At 36.0% G+C, this 16,178-nt stretch carries 19 protein-coding genes; 16 read left to right on the top strand and 3 right to left on the bottom strand.

The annotated features are described in order from the left end of the window. Positions 1–85 precede the first annotated feature (85 nt). Genes amaP through I586_RS03170 form a run of 3 tightly spaced genes read left to right on the top strand, consistent with a single transcriptional unit; the run spans position 86 to position 1,345 of the window. On the top strand, positions 86–649 hold the full coding sequence (amaP, locus tag I586_RS03180; RefSeq protein ID WP_010764612.1) for an alkaline shock response membrane anchor protein AmaP: 564 nt from the start codon (positions 86–88) through the stop codon (positions 647–649). Between the two features lie 12 nt (positions 650–661). Beyond that, a complete protein-coding gene (locus I586_RS03175; protein WP_010764613.1) occupies positions 662–895 on the top strand; it encodes a DUF2273 domain-containing protein in 234 nt (77 codons plus the stop codon). Between the two features lie 27 nt (positions 896–922). Next, a complete protein-coding gene (locus tag I586_RS03170) occupies positions 923–1,345 on the top strand; it encodes an Asp23/Gls24 family envelope stress response protein (protein WP_010764614.1) in 423 nt (140 codons plus the stop codon). A gap of 91 nt (positions 1,346–1,436) precedes the next feature. On the opposite strand, the gene I586_RS03165 is transcribed toward I586_RS03170, so the two are convergent. After that, positions 1,437–1,904 carry a methylated-DNA--[protein]-cysteine S-methyltransferase gene (locus I586_RS03165; RefSeq protein WP_010764615.1) on the bottom strand — a complete coding sequence of 156 codons (468 nt, stop codon included), beginning with the start codon at positions 1,902–1,904 and terminating at the stop codon, positions 1,437–1,439. 92 nt (positions 1,905–1,996) lie between these two features. Here I586_RS03165 and I586_RS03160 point away from each other — a divergent pair, with 92 nt between their 5' ends. The 8 genes from I586_RS03160 (at position 1,997) to I586_RS03125 (ending at position 8,820) form a co-directional block, all read left to right on the top strand. After that, on the top strand, positions 1,997–3,376 hold the full coding sequence (locus I586_RS03160; protein WP_034701723.1) for a bifunctional metallophosphatase/5'-nucleotidase: 1,380 nt from the start codon (positions 1,997–1,999) through the stop codon (positions 3,374–3,376). Between the two features lie 34 nt (positions 3,377–3,410). Next, positions 3,411–4,070 (top strand): YutD family protein, encoded by a 660-nt coding sequence (locus tag I586_RS03155; RefSeq protein ID WP_010764617.1) that lies wholly within the window; start codon positions 3,411–3,413, stop codon positions 4,068–4,070. Positions 4,071–4,076: 6 nt separating this feature from the next. Continuing rightward, the gene (locus I586_RS03150) at positions 4,077–4,847 is read left to right on the top strand and encodes a TIGR01457 family HAD-type hydrolase (protein ID WP_010764618.1); all 771 of its coding nucleotides are present in this window, start codon (positions 4,077–4,079) and stop codon (positions 4,845–4,847) included. Further along, positions 4,831–5,505, top strand: coding sequence for a TIGR01906 family membrane protein (locus tag I586_RS03145; RefSeq protein WP_051092188.1), 675 nt, complete (start codon positions 4,831–4,833; stop codon positions 5,503–5,505). The genes I586_RS03150 and I586_RS03145 overlap by 17 nt, the downstream gene beginning before the upstream one ends. Positions 5,506–5,681: 176 nt before the next feature. Then, positions 5,682–6,308 (top strand): MarR family winged helix-turn-helix transcriptional regulator, encoded by a 627-nt coding sequence (locus I586_RS03140; RefSeq protein ID WP_010764620.1) that lies wholly within the window; start codon positions 5,682–5,684, stop codon positions 6,306–6,308. A 233-nt stretch (positions 6,309–6,541) separates the two neighbouring features. Continuing rightward, on the top strand, positions 6,542–7,111 hold the full coding sequence (locus I586_RS03135; RefSeq protein ID WP_010764621.1) for a DUF1836 domain-containing protein: 570 nt from the start codon (positions 6,542–6,544) through the stop codon (positions 7,109–7,111). Beyond that, the gene (locus tag I586_RS03130; RefSeq protein ID WP_010764622.1) at positions 7,104–7,961 is read left to right on the top strand and encodes a DegV family protein; all 858 of its coding nucleotides are present in this window, start codon (positions 7,104–7,106) and stop codon (positions 7,959–7,961) included. The genes I586_RS03135 and I586_RS03130 overlap by 8 nt, the downstream gene beginning before the upstream one ends. Positions 7,962–8,154: 193 nt before the next feature. Next, positions 8,155–8,820 (top strand): MIP/aquaporin family protein, encoded by a 666-nt coding sequence (locus tag I586_RS03125; protein ID WP_010764623.1) that lies wholly within the window; start codon positions 8,155–8,157, stop codon positions 8,818–8,820. Between the two features lie 60 nt (positions 8,821–8,880). Here I586_RS03125 and I586_RS03120 read toward each other — a convergent pair whose 3' ends face one another. Next, positions 8,881–9,648: an SDR family NAD(P)-dependent oxidoreductase gene (locus tag I586_RS03120; protein WP_010764624.1), complete on the bottom strand. Its 768-nt coding sequence runs from the start codon at positions 9,646–9,648 to the stop codon at positions 8,881–8,883. Positions 9,649–9,839: 191 nt separating this feature from the next. Here I586_RS03120 and I586_RS03115 point away from each other — a divergent pair, with 191 nt between their 5' ends. Then, entirely contained in the window at positions 9,840–10,202 is a 363-nt protein-coding gene (locus tag I586_RS03115) for a MerR family transcriptional regulator (RefSeq protein WP_010764625.1), read from the top strand. A gap of 51 nt (positions 10,203–10,253) precedes the next feature. On the opposite strand, the gene I586_RS03110 is transcribed toward I586_RS03115, so the two are convergent. After that, a complete protein-coding gene (locus I586_RS03110) occupies positions 10,254–11,213 on the bottom strand; it encodes a S66 family peptidase (protein WP_010764626.1) in 960 nt (319 codons plus the stop codon). Positions 11,214–11,400: 187 nt separating this feature from the next. Here I586_RS03110 and yycF point away from each other — a divergent pair, with 187 nt between their 5' ends. Genes yycF through I586_RS03090 form a run of 4 tightly spaced genes read left to right on the top strand, consistent with a single transcriptional unit; the run spans position 11,401 to position 16,126 of the window. Then, positions 11,401–12,105 (top strand): response regulator YycF, encoded by a 705-nt coding sequence (gene yycF, locus I586_RS03105; protein ID WP_010764627.1) that lies wholly within the window; start codon positions 11,401–11,403, stop codon positions 12,103–12,105. A gap of 6 nt (positions 12,106–12,111) precedes the next feature. Beyond that, positions 12,112–13,941, top strand: coding sequence for a cell wall metabolism sensor histidine kinase WalK (gene walK / locus I586_RS03100; RefSeq protein WP_010764628.1), 1,830 nt, complete (start codon positions 12,112–12,114; stop codon positions 13,939–13,941). Next, positions 13,938–15,245 (top strand): YycH family regulatory protein, encoded by a 1,308-nt coding sequence (locus tag I586_RS03095; RefSeq protein ID WP_010764629.1) that lies wholly within the window; start codon positions 13,938–13,940, stop codon positions 15,243–15,245. The genes walK and I586_RS03095 overlap by 4 nt, the downstream gene beginning before the upstream one ends. Further along, on the top strand, positions 15,245–16,126 hold the full coding sequence (locus tag I586_RS03090; RefSeq protein WP_010764630.1) for a two-component system regulatory protein YycI: 882 nt from the start codon (positions 15,245–15,247) through the stop codon (positions 16,124–16,126). The genes I586_RS03095 and I586_RS03090 overlap by 1 nt, the downstream gene beginning before the upstream one ends. Positions 16,127–16,178 lie beyond the last annotated feature (52 nt).

Raw genomic sequence — 16,178 nt, 5'->3', positions numbered from 1 at the left:
GAAATTCATATCTTTTGTAATACTTTTTTTTAGGCGTTACAATTTAAGTAACAGCAAAGCGATTTATCTCAAAGGAGGGAAGTATATGAAACGATTGCTGAAAATTATTTTTGCATTAGTCATACTTCTATTGTTTGTTGGAACGTTGGGCTTACTTAGTCAGCTAATCGACATACCTTGGTTGTCATACGAAGTAGACGGGCTTCTTTATAGCTATCCGTGGCTATTCACCTTTTTTGAATGGATTTTACTTATTTTAGGTGGCCTTTTAGTATTAAGCTTACTTATTGTTCTTTCTGTTTCTGGCCGTAGAAAACGCCTGGTCGTCAAAGAAGGTAAGAACCAAATTGATATACCCAAAAGTACGATAGAACAAATAGTACAAAACGCATATAGTACGATCATTCATCCAGATAAGACTAAAATGATAGTTAAAATTAAAGGTAAGGAAAAAGTAGCTGTCAAACTAAGAGTTGATGTTCGTAGCAAAGAGCGTTATCAGCCTTTAGGGGAAGAGATCAAAGAAAAAATCCAACGGACATTAAATACGGCTTTAGAATCAATCGACAGCCAAGTAACTGTCCAGCTAAGAGAAAAAGAACCAACAGAATCGAGTGCTTTTGGTAAAAAGCAATCACGAGTAATCTAGGAGGGAGACGTCATGGAGAAAGAAAAGAAAGAGCGCTGGATCAAGCAACTCAAACCCTATCGTTTCCGGATTATTTGGACAACATTGTTTTTCCTTTTAGCCCTTCTTTTGTTACTGATTGGATTTGGAAAAACGCTTGTCTTACTGATTTTTTCAGCGGTAGGATTTGTTATTGGAAAAATGAGAGATGAAGATTTAGATATTTATTCCTTGATAGATTCAGTTAGGTCTATGATAGGAATTTAAAAAAATAATTTGAAGGAGTGTATGCAAATGGCAGAATTAGTAGAAAATAATACAGGTGGATTAAAATCGAAATTAACATTTAGTGATGTGGTCATCAAAAAAATCGTAGGCGTTGTGATCTCCGATGTCGATGGGATATTAGGCTTGAGTGGAAATCTATTTACAGATTTTGCGGATCGTTTTAGAGATAATGAAGACGTGACTAAAGGTATTGGTGTAGAAGTGGGCACAAAACAAGTAGCGGTTGACGTATCCGTGATTTGCAAATACGATGTTAATATTTCAAACGTTTTTGATCAAACTGTTGAAAGAGTAAAAGAAGCTATCGCACATATGACTGGACTAGAACTAGTTGAGTTTAATATGAGTGTGGATGATGTCATGACGAAAGAACAATATTTAGAAAAATATCGTGGAAAAGACAGCGATGACAGCAAAGCGAATAGCTGATCTGTTCATGGTGTGATAGAATAACAAAAGTAACGAGAGACCAAGACTTCCTTGATTTCTCGTTATTTTTTTTAGTGCTTTATAAAAGGATTTAGTCGTCGTTTACAGGAACATTTTCAATGTGGAGAAGAAACTTTTTGATACTAAGGCCATCCTGCTCGGAGCTGCCTAAGTAACCAGTTAATTTTCCATTTTTACCAATTACGCGGTGGCAAGGAATGATGATCGGTAGCGGGTTTTTACTATTTGCCTGACCGATTGCTCGAACAGCTTTTGGAGAATTGACTGCTTGAGCGATGTCCAAATAACTGCGAGTCTCGCCATACGGAATCTGATAAAGAGCAGCCCAAACATTTTGTTGAAAGACAGTGCCGCTATGTATGGATAATGGAATTGTGAAATGGGTTCGTTTACCAGCAAAATAGTCTGTTAGTTCATCAGCAGCTTGTTCAGTAAATCGATTTGTTTGGTGGTTTTCGATCTCAAAAAAAGAAACACGCGTCAGACCTTCATCGTCAGCATTTAACCAAATCGAGCCGAATGGTACGGTAAGCTTCATTTTTTATCTCCTTTTTTCTATAGTTACTTTATTATACTCTATCCAGAAGTATGGTACTATATTTTATATACAAAAATTGGAGGGACATAATGATGGAAGAAATCGTCCTACTTCATACGAATGATTTACATTCGCACTTAGAAAATTGGCCTAAAATAAGAAGATACCTACTAAGCAAAAAGGAAGAGTATCAGAGTGTAGGGAAAACTGTAGTAACAGTTGATTTAGGGGATTTTATCGATCGTTGGCATCCTTTAACCGAAGCAACGAACGGGCAAGCAAATATAGAATTGATGAATGAAGTTGAGTATGATGCTGCAACGATTGGAAATAATGAAGGTGTTGGGAACTCAAAAGAACAATTGAATCATTTGTACGATCATCGGAACTTTGACGTTATTTTGGGCAATTTAAGAGATTTACATACAAAAAAGGCGCCAGAATGGGCAATGCCTTATAAAATAATAGAAACAAAAAATCAAACAAAAATCGGTTTGATTGCCTTAACAGCTCCTTTTCCACTAACGTATAACCCAAATGGCTGGGACATTTCCTCTACAAAAGAGTTTTTGCCAGAACTTATTAGAACTGTTCAGCCTCAATGTGATATTTTAGTGTTGATGAGTCATTTAGGGATCGATGAAGATATTAAAATTGCTAATCAGTTTCCAGAAATCAATGTTTTACTAGGCTCTCATACACATCATCTGTTTAAATACGGGGAAAAAATCAACAATACGCAACTTTCTGCTGCAGGTAAATTTGGTTATTATATCGGTGAAGTCCATTTAACAATCGATAATCATCAAATCGTTCATAGTGAAGCTAAAGCAGTCTCTACAGCTGAATTGCCAGCTTTTTCTGAAGATCAAGTGGAAAGTGAAAACTACTTGGCTTTAGGTCACGAATTATTAAAGGCACAAAAAATTGCCGAGATTTCACAACCTTTATTAGTAGATTTAAATGATGAACAGCCATTGATCGTTACGACTTTAAACGCAATAAAAGAAAAAGGGCAGACTGAAGCCGCCATTTTAAATAATGGGTTATTTTTATCTGATGTTCCTAAAGGAATCGTTGATGCAGAAAAGCTCCATAATACATTACCACATCCGATGCATTTGATTCGTGTGACATTACGAGGATCAGAACTGATTCGGATGGTGAAAGAGATGGAAAAAAATCGACATTATTTACGAAAATTTCCAATAACTGGAATGGGGTTTCGCGGGAAGGTATTTGGAGAAATCTATTATGACGGTTTATCATATAATAAACGAACAAAACAAGTATTGTGGCAAGACCAAGCGATTGATTTAACACGGGAGTATAGCTTTACGACAGTAGATCATTTCATGTTTATTCCATTTTTCCCAACGATTGAGCTAGCTGGGAAGGTTGATTTTCTTTTCCCGGAGTTTATACGAACTGTTTTGGGAGACTACTTGAACGCACACTACCCAATCCAATAAAAACAAGGTATAATAAAGTCTAGGCGGTGAAAAAATGACAGAAAAAGTAAAGAAACCATATAAATCAAGTAAACCAACGAAACATAAAGAAGAACCGGCGGCTACACTTACAGAAGAAATTACAGCTGTCCTTGAAGAGATAAAAGAAGAACCTGTCAAAGAAAAGAAAAAAGGCGAAATTGTCACACTTGTTGATGATGTTCACGTAACAATTGGAGAACGCCAATATCTTTTAGTAAAAAATCATCGGGAAGCATTTGATGGAGAGCGATTAGGAGAACGTTTTAGTGATGTTCTTTCAAGATATGATTATATTGTCGGTGATTGGGGGTACGATCAACTTCGTCTGAAAGGCTTTTTCAACGAATCCAATCGTAAAGCTGCCCCTGAACAAAGAATCGATACACTGGAAGATTATTTGTATGAGTACTGTAACTTTGGCTGTGCTTATTTTGTAATTGAACGAGTTGGTGGCAAACGAGAGAAACAACAAACGCGTCGCAAGAAACCAACTAAGAAACCGTTTAATCAAAATCAAGCACATACAGAAGAAAAACGTGTGCCTGTAACGAATAAAGCAAAACCAGTAATCAAAAACCGTAAAGAAAATGAACCGAAAAAAGCAGTTGTTGGAAATCAGAAAAAAGACACGACTGGTGGTCGTTCATTTACAATTCGTCAACGTGAGGAGTAATCATTTGTGGAAAAACATTATCAAGGCTATTTAATTGATTTGGATGGTACGATTTACTTAGGCAAAGAAGTGATTCCAGCTGGTAAACGATTTGTGGAACGATTACAAGAATTGAAATTACCCTTTCTATTCGTAACAAATAACACCACAAAAACACCAGAGGCAGTTGCTGACCGCTTGGCGAACGAATTTGATATACATGTACCGTCTAAAGCAGTTTATACGGCAAGTCTAGCAACGATCGATTATATGAAAGAACAAAACAAGGGAAATAAAGTTTATGTGATAGGTGAATCTGGGCTGGTTGACTTGATTTTATCTGCTGGTTTTGAGTGGGATGAAGAACAACCTGATTATGTTGTTGTTGGCTTGGATACTGACATTAACTATGAGAAATTTGCTCTAGCAGCCTTATGTATTCGTAAAGGTGCAACTTTTATTGGAACAAACCCTGATAAAAGTATACCGACTGAACGAGGTCTGCTGCCAGGGGCTGGTTCATTTATTTCCTTGATTCAAACGGCAACTCAGACGGATCCAATTATGATCGGCAAACCGAATGCGATTATCATGAATGAAGCGCTGAAAGTGATGAAGCTTAATAAGGAAGATGTAATCATGGTTGGCGACAATTACGAAACAGATATTCAATCTGGACTTCAAAATGGTATCGATAGTTTACTTGTTCTATCTGGATTTACTGCAAAATCAGCAGTTCCAACCTTACCAGAACAACCAACATACGTTGTTGATAATCTGGATGAATGGACTTTCTAAGATGAAAAAAATGAAAAGAAAAGAACAAGGTTGGATTTGGAGAGAGCGTTTTGGGATAGTGTGTTTGATCCTAACAATCATCTCATTGAGTATTGCCATTACGATTAATTTTAGACCACTATACGTTTTAGATATTGATAGATTGGGTATCTTAGATTACGTTTATCTGGATAAGGCAACGTTGTTAAAGAATTTTGATCAGTTGATGAATTATTTAAATAATCCATTCAACCATGTGTTACAATTATCTGATTTTCCTTCATCAAAAAGTGGAGCGTTTCACTTTTATGAAGTAAAACGTCTTTTTTTACTTTGTTATGGCGTATTATTAGTAACCATAATTCCAAGTGCTCTTTTTGTTTTTCGTTTGATCAAATCAAAGAGAATGTGGCGTTTGATCCGTCCATTTCAATGGGGAATGATTATTCCGGTATTTTTCGGTGCCTTGATGGCGATTGGATTTGATCAGTTTTTTGTAGCATTTCACGGTATTTTTTTTAATAATGATGCTTGGTTATTTGATCCTGCAACTGACCCGATCATCAATGTATTGCCAGAAGAATTCTTTATGCATAGTTTTATTTTATTTTTTGTTCTGCTTGAACTCTTTTTCTTCTTAGGCATCGTAGTAGGAAAAAGAGAATTGAAAAATATATAAATAGTTAGTCACAGATGACCAATTCGCGAATCGGTTACTGTGGCTTTTTTTATTTGACAGGTAGCTTTGTAATGCTAAAAGGCAATCGGAACTAAAAATGTTGACATTATAAACAGGTGCCTTTATAATATAAAACAGGTACCTGATTTATAATCTATCTTATGGAGGAATCAACTATGGAAGAACAAACATTGATGGAACAGTTTTTACGTTTACAAGGTATGATGCAACGCTATTTTATGAAACGTCGCAAAGAGCACGGCCCGTTTGGTAATCCTCATAGAGGACAAGGTAGAGTTCTGAATTTATTAAAACTTAAACCAGAAACAACACAAAAAGAGCTATCCTATCTATTAGACATGCGCCCACAATCATTAGGAGAGCTATTAGGCAAATTAGAAAAAAATGGTTATATTAATCGTGAACCTTTAGAAAGTGACCGCCGAGTGATGGTGATTCGCCTGACGAAAGCGGGAATGGCAGCAGCAGATAATAGTAAACAAGAAGAAGAAACAATATTTGATTGCTTATCAGAATCAGAGCAAGAATCATTTAAAACAATTATGGATAAACTTCTCGAAGCATTAGAAAAAGAGATCCCGGAAGAAGAGCGTGACTTTAGAGGACCGCATATGAGAGGTGGCCATAGAGGGCGTGGTCGTGGGTTTGGTGGTCCAGGCAAAATCGATCCAGACTTTGATCCAAGAGAAATGTTTGGGTCAAATGATTTTCCAAGCAGAGGAAAATTTGGCTTCGATCCTTTCAAGCGCAATAAGGAAGACGATGGATTCAATGATTTTTAAAAAGTATAAATAAGTTTTGCCAAAAGAGGTTAGGCCAGAAGTGTTTAACTTCGAGAAATAAGAAGGAGTTACTTCTGCGCCCATCGTTTATTCGGATATTAAAAGCCTGAAACATAACTTTTTTAGTTATGCTCCAGGCTTTTTTTTATTAATATTTATCTAGTTTTAAAAACTAGATTGAATGTTTTTGAAAAAAATGTTAAACTGTTTTAGTAAATAGAAGGAGGGATCTTGTGAATGAAATAAAATCCTCTTTGCAAGTTTGGGGAAAGGAATTGGTAGATGTCCATTTACCAAGATGGCATGAATTACCCGAATTAGAATTATATATGGATCAAGTAATCACTTTAGTTGAACGTTACTTATCTCCAGTTATTTTAAAAGAAAAACATACATTATTGACATCATCGATGGTCAATAATTATGTAAAATTAGGTTTGATTCCAGCACCAATCAAAAAACGTTATAACCAAAAACATTTGGCATTTTTAATCGCTATTACCTTATTAAAGCAGGTTCTGACAATACCAGAAATCAAACAAGGAATCCTTTATCAAGGTGCGGCGGTTGGTATCCGTGAAGCGTACAACTTATTTTGCGATGAACAAGAAGCAGCCATAGCAGTTGTTGTTGCTCAAGCGTTAGGAAATGAACCAATTGCGGCATTTGATCGACCTATACCAGTAGAGTTTTTGATCGTGAAAGGTGCGACATTATCATTTGCAACAAAATTATTCACTGAAAAAGTCATTGAATTAGCACAAAAAAACTTAGAAGAAAATGAGGAACAAGAAAATGAATAAAGAGAAAATTGCGCTATTAGTAGATTCAGGGACGGATGTGCCGCAAGAATTAGTTGAACAATACGGGATGTACATGATACCGCTGCAGATTATATATAAAGATCGTATTTATACAGATAAAGTTGATATTACACCAGAAGAGGTTTATGAGCGTTTACCAATTGAAATCCCGAGTACATCATTACCAGATGGTGAAACAATTACGAAAATATTCGAAAAAATTAAAGCAGATGGCTACGAAAAAGTTTTAGCGGTCACTATTTCAAGTGGTCTAAGCGGAACATTTAATGTTGTTCGTTTGATTTCGGAAGAGTTTGAAGGCTTAGAAACATTTGTTTTAGATACAAAAAACATTGGAATCGGTAGTGGCTTACAAGCAATTGAAGCAGCCAAAATGATCGAAGCTGGCATCTCGTGGGATGAAATCAAACTGAAACTAACAAATAATGTAACAAAAGCCAAAGTGTATTTTAATGTTGCCACATTAGAATATCTACAAAAAGGTGGACGAATCGGCTTAGTAGCCTCTATTTTGGGAAATGCCTTAAAATTAAATCCTATTATCTCGTGTAATGGAGAAGGTGTTTATCATACTGTAGCCAAAGCACGTGGTAGAAAGAAAAGCTTGGATAAAACCTTTGAACTAGTGAAAGCTTTTGTCGGGGAACATAAGAAATTTGTATTAGCTGTTGCCCAAGGACAAGCAGTTGAAGAAGCTGAAGCTTTTTATGAAAAATTAAAAACGCAGTTCCCACAGGCTGAAAAAATCTATTTTGGAACAATCAGTCCTGCATTAGTGGTTCATACAGGACCAGGACTTTTAGGTATCGGGATTCAACTTTTAGATTAATTTTCAAATACCAATATAAGTGCATTATACAATGCCTTTTATTGGTATTTTTTTTATTTAGCTTTTATTATTATATCTATCATATTGATCTATTACTCATCAAATTTTTCTTGAAATTTCATTTGAAAGTATTCAGAAAAATTTAATGATTATGGTAAACTATGTAAAGAATATAGTGAAGGGAGGGAAATATATGAAAAAAGCAATTGCAGAATGTCTTGGAACGTTTATCTTAGTCTTCTTTGGTACAGCAACAGCTGTTTTAGGTGGCGGGATTGAAGGAATTGGTACGACTGGTATCGCTTTGGCTTTTGGTTTGACAATCATTGCAGCAGCTTACAGCATTGGTACAATCTCTGGTGCTCATTTAAATCCAGCAGTTTCATTGGGTATGTGGGTTAATAAACGAATCTCAACTATGGATTTGGTTTATTATGTCGTAGGTCAAATTATTGGTGGTTTGATTGCTTCTTTTGCTTTACTATCTATTTTGAACGGTTCGGGAAGAGAAACAGCAAACTTAGGTCAAAATGGTTTTGGTGATTTTAGTGCCTTAGGCGCCTTGACAGTAGAAATTATTTTAACATTTATTTTTGTATTGGTAATCATGACTGTAACGAGTGCCAAAAAAGGAAATGCAAAACTTGCAGGAATCGTGATTGGTTTAACCTTAACAATGATTCATTTAGTGGGAATTCCATTAACTGGAACATCGGTCAATCCAGCGAGAAGCTTGGCTCCAGCTATTTTTGCTGGTGGCGAAGCTTTATCTCAAGTTTGGGTATTTATCGTTGCACCATTAATAGGTGGTGTACTTGCTGCTTTAGTTAGCAAATACTTACTTGATACTGAAGAGTAAAACCAAAAAAGATGCTTGATAGAATCATTCTATCAAGCATCTTTTTTGGTTGTAAGAGCATTATATAGTTTGAATTCCAGTTTGATAATGAGCAAAAATTGGACCAGATAAATCAAACTTAAACGTATTACGATCAACAAGACCGACGACTTCTTGACTTTGATAAAGTTCTATGAGAAATTGAGCCATCTCTTTCGCTGAGTGAAATGTTCCAAACCCTTTAGCGTAGTCGTAAGACTTTGAGCCGTTAGCAATTTGAGCAAATTCTGTTTCAGTAGCGGCTGGCGCTAGAACCTTTGCTTTAAGGGGGGAACCTTTGGCTTGTAGCTCTAAAGCAATCGCTTCGGTAAATGCACTTACATAAAATTTTGTTGCACAATATGTAGCAGCATTTGGAACATTTTTGTATCCACCAGCAGAAGAAACGTTGATCAATTGTGTATTCTCTTTGTTTTCATAATCTGTGACAAAAAGAGAAGATAATAACGTTAAAGCTTCAATATTCAAATGCAACATTTGACTAGCTTTTTCTAAATCTTGGTCAGCCACTGAATGATAATAGCCAAAACCAGCATTATTGATCCATGTTTCAATAGCATAAACTTTTAAATCCTGGTACAAATCAAGTACGTTTTCTTTTTGAGATAAGTCGACGGTTTTATTCACGATCTCAAGAGTAGGATATTCTGTTAAAAGTTCCTCTTTCAAATGATCAAGTAAATTCGTTCTTCGAGCAATTAAGATAAGATTTTTTCCTAGTTTGGCAAATGCTTTGGCGGCTTCCAAACCAATTCCAGAACTTGCGCCTGTGATGACTGTGTACTTCATATTATTCCTCCTAATTTAAACGTGTGGCGGGCTCACATACCTCTGACAGATTTTAAGGTTGATGAAATCGAAGCAGAGCTATTGTTAGCCCGTAAAACAAGATGATGTTAAAACGTAAACTGAGTGGTACAATCGAAGTATAAGGGTTAGAGACGACTCTAAAGCAAGAGAAAATTAAAAAAGGAGAAAACATGTATACAATCAGTGAATTTGCAAAAAAAATTGGCATCAGTGAGCATACGTTACGGTATTATGAAAAAGAAGGGTTGATTGAACCGGCTAGAGATAAACAGAATTATCGTATTTTTGGTGAAGAAGAAGTGGAGTGGGCGAATTTTGTGATCAAGCTAAAACACACAGGTATTTCGCTAAAGGAAATCAAAACATACACTCAGTTAAGAAATCTCGGAGATTCAACGATCACTGAACGCAAAAATTTATTATTAAACCATCGAATAAAAATCCTAGCCGAATATGAAAGAGCGAAAAGTCATCTTGACTTACTGGATAATAAAATTACATTATATGAACAGATGGAAAAAAATAAAAAATAAACCCTTATACTGTTTAGCTATTGAAAGAAGCAAACAGTATAGGGTTTTTATTTAGAAAAAGGTAATTATTTTTTTTGATGTGTCGACTGTCGCTTGATCTCCGATTGGGATTGTAAAAATCGGTTGTGTGTGACCAAAATTCATGTCATAGATTACTGGAATTTCACGTAATAAGGGATATTTTGATAAAATAGCTAAAAGTCGTTCTTCCGTCATTTTAGTTTCTTTGGGAAAGCGTCCGATCAGTAAGGCTTGAGGATGCCTCACCACTTGGAGCAAAGCAGCTAATCCACGAGCAAAATCATGATAATCATCTTCTTCAGCATTTTCAACAAATAAAATAGATCGTTCAAGATTAGGTAAAAAACGAGTACCAAAAAGCAGTTGAAAAGTGCCTAAATTGCCACCGTAACAAGTACCAGTCACGGGGGTAGAGTGGCTGTAGACTTTCCAGTCATTGGCTAACAAGGTACGTTTTGGGTTGGGTAAATACCATTCGTCTTGACTCCAAGAATCAGATGCAGAGACTGAGAAAGACTTTTCATCCATTACGGCATGCAAGAAATGTTCTGTCTGATAATGTTGCAATTCATCCATTTGAAAACTAGAAAAATGAGGGCCGACATACGTTAATAACTTCGTTTTTGTTGTAATTGCATTGCATAACGCTGTGATATCACTATAACCACAAAAAATTTTAGGGTGGCGTTTGATGAGTTCAAAATCAAGATAGGGAAGCAGTTCATTACTATTAAAACCACCGATTGCTGTTAGGATTCCTTTGACATTATCATCTGAAAAAGCCTCATGTAGATCCTTGACACGGCTCATGATCGAAGAGGAACCAATCACATCTACTTCATTTGTATGCTCAGAGAACGTGATCTTAAAGCCTAAATCGGTTAGGCGTTGTTCGGCTAATTTAATGCCTGAATCTGTTAAACTTAAAAAACTTGTAGAGGGGGCAATGACTCGAATTTCGTCACCTGCTTGTAGTCGTGGTGCTTTCATTTTATCGCGTCCTTTTGAAAAAAACTTATACTTAATTATAGACAGAAAGCCTTTATTTTTGCAAGATATAGATAAGAAAGAGTAAGGACTATTTTGTCAAAGATGAAACAGTGGACAAAATAAGGTATAATAAGGGAGAATATGGTTAGACTACGAAAAGACAAAAGAAAAAAGAGGTGCCTCTTATATGAAAAAAATATTAGTTGTAGATGATGAAAAGCCAATTTCGGAGATTGTAAAATACAACCTAACGAAAGAAGGATACGAAGTTTTTACCGCGTATGATGGTGAAGAAGCGGTCGAAAAAGTTAAAGAAGTAGAACCAGATTTAATTATCCTGGATTTGATGTTACCAAAAATGGATGGCTTGGAAGTAGCGAGAGAAGTTCGGAAAACCTATGATATGCCTATTATTATGGTAACGGCTAAAGATTCAGAAATCGATAAAGTCTTGGGCTTAGAATTAGGCGCAGACGACTATGTAACAAAACCATTTTCTAATCGTGAGCTTGTTGCGCGTGTTAAAGCTAATTTACGCCGAGGAGCTACAAGTGCTAAAGAAGCAGAATCAACTACTCAATCTGAATTAACAATAGGAGATTTAACGATTCATCCTGATGCTTATATGGTGTCGAAACGAGGAAGTAAAATCGAATTGACACATCGTGAGTTTGAATTGCTTTATTACCTTGCTAAACATATCGGACAGGTTATGACCCGGGAACATCTATTGCAAACGGTTTGGGGATATGATTACTTTGGTGATGTCCGAACAGTGGATGTGACCGTACGCCGTTTAAGAGAGAAAATCGAAGACAGTCCAAGCCATCCAACGTATCTAGTTACACGTCGAGGTGTAGGCTATTATCTTCGAAATCCTGAACAGGAGTAGTGATTTATGAGGAAAAAAGTTCACTTTTTTCAATCGGTAAACTTTAAGATCGCATTGTCCTTTATTTTATTATTATTGATTGCGATTCAGATTATCGGCGGATATTTCATCCGTGAACTAGAATCGACAACAATTAATGATTATAAACAAAATGTTGACCGACAAGTTACCCAATTGGCTAGCACTCTTAGTGTAAAATTAGGTGAAAAAGATCGAGATCGTACGGAAATCGATGCCAATTTAAAAAAGACATTAAGTGATTTTTCAGCTTCTGAAACAATTGAAGCGCGTGTCGTAGACGATAAAGGCATTGTCAGAGCGACGAGTGACTTGAATCGTCAAGGAATTGTTGGTAAGAAAAACGATTATCGTGATTTGAATGATTTCAGTGCAAAGAAATACTCTGCTATGGATAATGACAAACGAGTTTATATCAATGTTCAGCCTATCCAATCCCCGACTGGCGACACAGTCATCGGGGTTCTTTATGTTAAAAGTAATACTGAAGGTAAATACCAAGAAATCACTGACACAGCTCGGATATTCTTTACGGCCTCACTCATTGCTGGTGCTATTTCGATTATTGTTACGATTTTGATTGCCAGATCGATCACGCAGCCAATCGGTGAAATGCGAGAACAGGCTTTGAGAATTGCTAAAGGTGATTATAGTGGGAAAGTCAAAGTTTACGGTAAAGATGAACTGGGCCAATTGGCAGAAACATTTAATCAGCTTTCAGAACGAATCGAAGAAGCACAAGAAACAATGGAAGCAGAACGAAATCGTTTAGATAGCGTTTTGGCTCATATGACAGATGGGGTTATCGCTACCGATAGACGTGGCAAAGTGATTACGATCAATGAAATGGCATTATCTTTATTAAACGTTAAAGACGAAGCTGTCATAGGTTCTTCTTTGTTAGAGTTATTAGATATCGAAACAGATTATACATTGCGCAAATTATTGGAAGAACCAGAAGAAATTTTGATTGACCGTTCTATTTCATCAAGAGAGGAAGACCAAATGATCATTCGTGTTGATTTTGCCATGATTCGTCGGGAATCTGGTTTTATCACAGGACTTGTTTGTGTACTTCATGATGTAACCGAACAGGAGAAAAACGAACGTGAGCGTAGAGAATTTGTATCAAACGTTTCCCACGAACTACGTACACCTTTAACCAGTATGAGAAGTTATATTGAAGCACTAAGCGAAGGTGCCTGGGAAAATCCAGAAATTGCACCCAATTTCCTAAAAGTTACACTGGAAGAAACGGATCGTATGATTCGGATGATTAATGACTTATTGAATCTTTCAAGAATGGACTCTGGTAATGGCGAATTGCAGTTAGAGTATGTTAACTTTAATGAATTGATCAATTTCGTTTTAGACCGTTTTGATATGATGGTGGAAGCGAATGATAAAAATTATACAATTCATCGTGAATTCACCAAACGTGATTTATGGGTCGAATTAGATACAGATAAGGTGATCCAAGTATTAGATAATATATTAAATAATGCCATCAAGTATTCTCCTGATGGTGGAGAAATCACTTGTCGATTACTTGAAACGCATAATAATGTTGTTTTTAGTGTAACAGATCAAGGGTTGGGAATTCCTAAAAAAGATGTTAATAAAGTCTTTGAACGTTTCTATCGCGTAGATAAAGCGCGTGCAAGAGAGCAAGGTGGAACAGGTCTTGGTCTCGCTATTTCAAGAGAAGTAGTCAAAGCTCATAATGGCGCTATCTGGGTGGAAAGTCAGGAAGGTCAGGGCTCTACCTTTTATATATCCTTGCCTTATGAACCATATGAGGAGGATTGGTGGGAATGAAAATAACAGAGAAAGTTTTACGAATCGGGCTGATTTTTTTAGTGTTGCTTAGTCTGTATTTTTCCATGAGTATTTGGATTAGTTCTTCTAAAAAAGAACAACCAATAAAAAATGATTCGCAAGTTGCAACAGCTGTTGTTAATGAACGCGTCGATACGGATGTTTTCTTGCCTTTACGTTTGATTCGGATGCAAGATGGAAAATCAGAATTAAATACAAGTGAGAATTTGATAACCAATATTCAAAATGAAATCAAGCATAGTTCATTTGGTGAATTGGTTCAAACGGTCACTGAGGATACTGTGGAATTTGAAAAACACTTATCAATGCAAACGGGATTAGAGTTATTGTATGAAGGGCCATTTTTGTTGGGAGAATATATTTCTGTCTATAATTTAGGTCTTAAAACGGCAGATCTAAATGCAGATGAAATTTACTTTACGTGTATCCAAGTTGATCTAGTTCAAAATAAGATTCGCTTCTTAGATTTTAATCGTAAAGATATCTATGAAGCACCAATCACGATCGATAGTCAAAAAGTGTTGAGTTTGATGAACAAAGTTGGCGTACAATACAGCCAAATTTCAGAGCAACAAGCTGTCGCAGGTAAGCATTATTATATGTCGGAAGATTTAAAGATGAAAAAGTACAGTTATATTTTAGCTTCGCAACCAGTAACAAAGTTTCATAATGCGTTTTTCTCGAATACGGAAGATATTCAGACAAATGAAGATAGTAAAGATTTATCGTATACAAGTGGAAGTGAGCGGTTAACGGTGGATGAAAATCTTGGTACGATTCATTTTAACGGCGAGATAGAATCTAGAACAGCTGAAGATAATATTTATTCTGATAGTTTTGCTTATATAAAAAAATTAGGAACAAGTATGGGAAATATCCGCTACTTTGATCGAACGGATTCAGAGATCGATTACCGAACGTTCGTGGAAGGATTTCCTGTTTTCAGTGAGCATGATAAAGGTCAGGTTCGAATCACACTAAGCAACGCTAAAGCAGCTAAGTCATCTGTAATAATTCAAACAAGCGTAGATACGATTCAAGTACCGATTCCTTCTGAAGAAGAAGTTGTGTTGAAAAGTACTGAGAGTTTATTGGAACAGCTGCTGAGCTATGGTGCAGATACAGAAAAAATCAATTCGATGGTGATTGGTTATACTTGGCATAAAATCGAGGAAGTGACCCAAGTTGTTGATCTAACTCCAGAATGGTACATTCGCTATGATAACAAATGGTATTCAGAAGGTGAATTACTAGAGCAACTGGCGAATTTGGAGGTGGAATAATGGACTTCAAACGAATAGAATGGATTTTCTTTTTAGCCTTTTTAGGTCTCAACATGTTTCTGTTTGGAATTTATCAGGAAGGCTTAAAAGAGGAAAATAGTGTTTCTTTTTCGGATCAGACGGATAGTATTGAAAAACGTCTTGGCAAAGAAGGAATTACGTTTAAAGGGACGCTTTCTGGAGAAAAAATGGAAGGCTACTATTTAAGCGGGGAACAAACGAACCTTTATGAAGCGATTCAGCGTGAACGAGAAACCAGAAACCGTAATTTTTTTAAGAATGGCGTCGAACCACTGGATAATTCAATAACTGTTTATCCTCAGATAAATATTACACAAACAAGTTATTTTATTGATGAAAAAAATGTCGGGAAATCGTTAGAAGCCTTTCTAAATGATAGAGACAGTGTGCTTTTCGGGAATGAATATACGTATCTACCTGATTTTTCAATACTGGATGGGGAATTTCCTGAAATTATTGTATCGCAAAAATACAAGACGATCCCTTTTAAAGATGACACTGCACAAATTTCTTTGAAATTGGAAAAGTCAGACGAACCAGAGGAGCTACACAAAATCTATAAATACACGCAAACGCATATCCAAACGATTGAAGAACTTCGTGATAAGATGGATTTGTATTCGGAACGAGATGCAATCGAAACCTTGTATATCAATAATAAAATTCCAAGTAATGCTAAAATTACATTTCGGAAATTAGCGTATACTAGAATATATAAAATACGTGAGAAAAATGTGTACGTCCCTGTTTGGTTTGTTGGCATCAAATCAAGTGACAGTAATTTACAGCTTGAACAAGTAAATGCCATGAGCAATACGATCATTACAAATAATATTGTTCCTAAGGTGGAAAATCAGTAGTGATGGTTGTATAATAAGTAGCTGTAGACTAATGAAGGGAAGCGAAGAAAAA

Origin of the sequence: Enterococcus moraviensis ATCC BAA-383 (genome assembly GCF_000407445.1) — a bacterium.
GTDB classification, from domain to species: Bacteria; Bacillota; Bacilli; order Lactobacillales; family Enterococcaceae; genus Enterococcus_L; species Enterococcus_L moraviensis.
This window is presented reverse-complemented; position numbering and strand designations above follow the sequence as displayed.